Source organism: Mycobacterium sp., assembly GCF_049802695.1.
GTDB lineage: Bacteria > Actinomycetota > Actinomycetes > Mycobacteriales > Mycobacteriaceae > Mycobacterium.
The window spans coordinates 1-3257 of record NZ_JBARMY010000070.1 but is presented as its reverse complement, the minus strand read 5'-3'; the positions used below and the strand labels follow the sequence as shown (position 1 = coordinate 3257).

Here is a 3257-nt window from a genome sequence, read left to right as displayed (position 1 = left end):
CGACGGTGCTGGGCCGGCGGCGCTACCTGCCCGAGCTGGACAGCAGCAACCGCCAGGTGCGCGAAGCCGCGGAGCGGGCAGCACTCAATGCTCCGATCCAGGGCAGCGCCGCCGACATCATCAAGGTCGCCATGATCGAGGTCGACAAAGCGCTTTCGCGCGCCGGACTGAAGTCGCGAATGCTGCTGCAGGTGCACGACGAATTGCTCTTCGAGGTGGCTGTGGGGGAGCGGCAGCAGCTCGAGGCGCTGGTGCGGGACCAGATGTGCGGCGCGTACCCGCTCGATGTGCCCCTGGAGGTGTCGCTGGGCTACGGCCGCAGCTGGGATTCAGCGGCTCATTAGGGTCGCGCTCGCAGACGAGGCAGACATACTTTGGCCAGTTGACGGGTACGGCTCCGTCATCATCATGTCCCGGGGGTTGCGCCGTCGTCGTTGTGACCCCCCTCCAGCTGTTCAGCGCTCAACCGCGCGACAACTTCTAATGGCCGAGGAGTGTCATGAATGTTAGCTGGATGGTTCCGTTCATCATTGTTGGCGGCGCACTTCAGACCTGTGGCGCCGCCATGAACAACCAGCTCTACAAGCACATGATCAATCCGTGGCTGGCTTCGGCGATATCGGCCGCGGTGGTGGCAATTTTCTTCGTCGTGGCGTTCCTGGCGCGGCCCCGACCGCTGCCCAGCCCGCAGGACGCCGCCTCGATGCCGTGGTGGGCGGTGATCGGCGGTCTGGTCGGAGCGGTTCAGGTATATGCCGGCCTGACGCTCGTGCACCGGGTCGGGGCCGGAACCTTTATCGGTCTCACGGTCTCGGCGGCGCTGCTCACGTCTCTGGTCATCGACCACTTCGGCTGGCTGCGTGTCGAGACTCATCCGATCACGCCGTGGCGGGCCGTCGGCGGCGTGCTCCTGGTCTGCGGGGTTGCCTTAATCGCCAAGTTTTAACTCGTGCCGGGTTTGGCCAGCATGTGCACAGTCGAGTAGCCTCGACGGGTAGTTCGGCGACGATGCAGAGCGCGCAGCGCGATGAGGAGTAGCCGGGCAATCCAACCCAGTCCAGCTGTCCCTACGACCCAATCTGTCCGGAGCAACCCAACAATATGCCGAGTCCCACCGTCACCTCGCCGCAAGTAGCCGTCAACGACATCGGCTCGTCCGAGGATTTTCTCGCCGCCATCGACAAGACCATCAAATACTTCAACGATGGCGACATCGTCGAAGGGACCATCGTCAAGGTTGACCGGGACGAGGTCCTGCTCGATATCGGCTATAAGACCGAAGGGGTCATCCCCTCCCGCGAACTCTCCATCAAGCACGACGTCGACCCCCACGAGGTGGTGTCCGTCGGTGACGAGGTCGAGGCCCTGGTTCTCACCAAAGAGGACAAAGAAGGCCGGCTCATCCTGTCCAAGAAGCGCGCGCAATACGCGCGCGCCTGGGGCACGATCGAGGCGCTCAAGGAGAAGGACGAGGCCGTCAAGGGCACCGTCATCGAGGTCGTCAAAGGCGGCCTGATCCTCGACATCGGTCTGCGCGGCTTCCTGCCGGCTTCGCTGGTGGAGATGCGACGGGTCCGTGACTTACAGCCCTACATCGGCAAGGAGATCGAAGCCAAGATCATCGAGCTGGACAAGAACCGCAACAACGTGGTGCTGTCGCGCCGGGCCTGGCTGGAGCAGACTCAGTCTGAGGTGCGCAGCGAATTCCTGAATCAGCTGCAGAAGGGCGCCATCCGCAAGGGCGTGGTGTCCTCGATCGTTAACTTCGGCGCGTTCGTCGACCTCGGCGGTGTCGACGGCCTGGTGCACGTCTCCGAGCTGTCATGGAAGCACATCGACCACCCCTCCGAGGTGGTTCAGGTGGGCGACGAGGTCACCGTCGAGGTGCTCGACGTCGACATGGACCGCGAGCGGGTCTCGTTGTCGCTCAAAGCGACTCAAGAAGACCCCTGGCGGCACTTCGCCCGCACCCACGCCATCGGCCAGATCGTGCCGGGCAAGGTCACCAAGCTGGTGCCATTCGGTGCGTTCGTGCGGGTCGAGGAGGGCATCGAAGGTCTGGTGCACATCTCCGAGCTGGCTGAGCGGCACGTCGAGGTGCCTGACCAGGTCGTTGCCGTCGGTGACGACGCGATGGTCAAGGTCATCGACATCGACCTGGAGCGCCGCCGTATCTCGCTGTCGCTGAAGCAGGCCAACGAGGACTACACCGACGAGTTCGACCCGGCGAAGTACGGCATGGCCGACAGCTACGACGACCAGGGCAACTACATCTTCCCGGAGGGCTTCGACGCCGAAACCAACGAGTGGCTTGAGGGTTTCGACCAACAGCGCCAGGAGTGGGAGGCCCGCTACGCCGAGGCCGAGCGCCGGCACAAGATGCACACCGCGCAGATGGAGAAGTTCGCCGCTGCCGAAGCGGCCGGTGCCGACACCGGCCGGTCCGGGGGCAACGGCGCACCGGCGGAGGAGTCCAAGGGCGGATCGCTGGCGAGTGACGCCCAACTCGCCGCCCTGCGGGAGAAGCTCGCCGGCAGCGCCTGACGGCACGGCGGAATGCTCCGTATCGGGCTGACCGGTGGCATCGGCGCCGGTAAGTCGGCGGTGACCGCGATATTCGAACGATGCGGCGGCGTTGTCGTCGACGCCGACGTCATCGCCCGCGAAGTGGTCGAGCCGGGCACCGACGGCCTGGCCGCGCTGGTCGAGGCGTTCGGCGACGACATCCTGTCGTCGGACGGTGCGTTGAATCGACCGGCCCTGGCGGCCAAAGCCTTTGCGGGCGACGACGAGGCCCGCAACACCCTCAACGGCATCGTTCATCCGCTGGTGGGTAAGCGGCGCGAAGAGATCATCGCGTCGGTGCCCGCGGATGCGGTGGTGGTGGAAGACATCCCGCTGCTGGTTGAGTCGGGAATGGCGCCGCTGTTCCCGTTGGTGGTCGTCGTGCATGCCGACGCCGAAGTGCGGGTGCGACGGCTGGTCGAGCAACGCGGTATGCCCGAATCCGATGCCCGGGCCCGGATCGCCGCCCAGGCCGGCGAAGATCAGCGCCGCGCTGTGGCCGACGTCTGGCTGGACAACTCAAGCACCCGGGAGTCGTTGGCGGAACGGGCCACTGACGTCTGGAATCACCGGATCAGCGCGTTCGCGCGCAACCTCACCGCCCGGCAGGTCGCGCGTCCCGCAGCCCGGCTGGTGCCGGCCGACCCGACCTGGCCGGACCAGGCGCAACGAATCGTCGCCCGAATCGGGTC

At 65.6% G+C, this 3257-nt stretch carries 4 protein-coding genes; all 4 read left to right on the top strand.

The window, feature by feature from the left end; translation table 11 throughout:
- A partial coding sequence (locus WA317_RS02605) for a DNA polymerase (RefSeq protein WP_425171555.1) occupies positions 1–344 on the top strand: 344 nt, incomplete at its 5' end.
- 155 nt (positions 345–499) lie between these two features.
- Positions 500–946: a DMT family transporter gene (locus WA317_RS02600; RefSeq protein WP_425171554.1), complete on the top strand. Its 447-nt coding sequence runs from the start codon at positions 500–502 to the stop codon at positions 944–946.
- Between the two features lie 155 nt (positions 947–1101).
- Positions 1102–2544 (top strand): 30S ribosomal protein S1, encoded by a 1443-nt coding sequence (gene rpsA / locus WA317_RS02595; RefSeq protein WP_425171553.1) that lies wholly within the window; start codon positions 1102–1104, stop codon positions 2542–2544.
- Between the two features lie 12 nt (positions 2545–2556).
- Positions 2557–3257, top strand: a 701-nt coding sequence (gene coaE / locus WA317_RS02590; RefSeq protein ID WP_425171552.1) for a dephospho-CoA kinase, incomplete at its 3' end; no start/stop codon positions are given.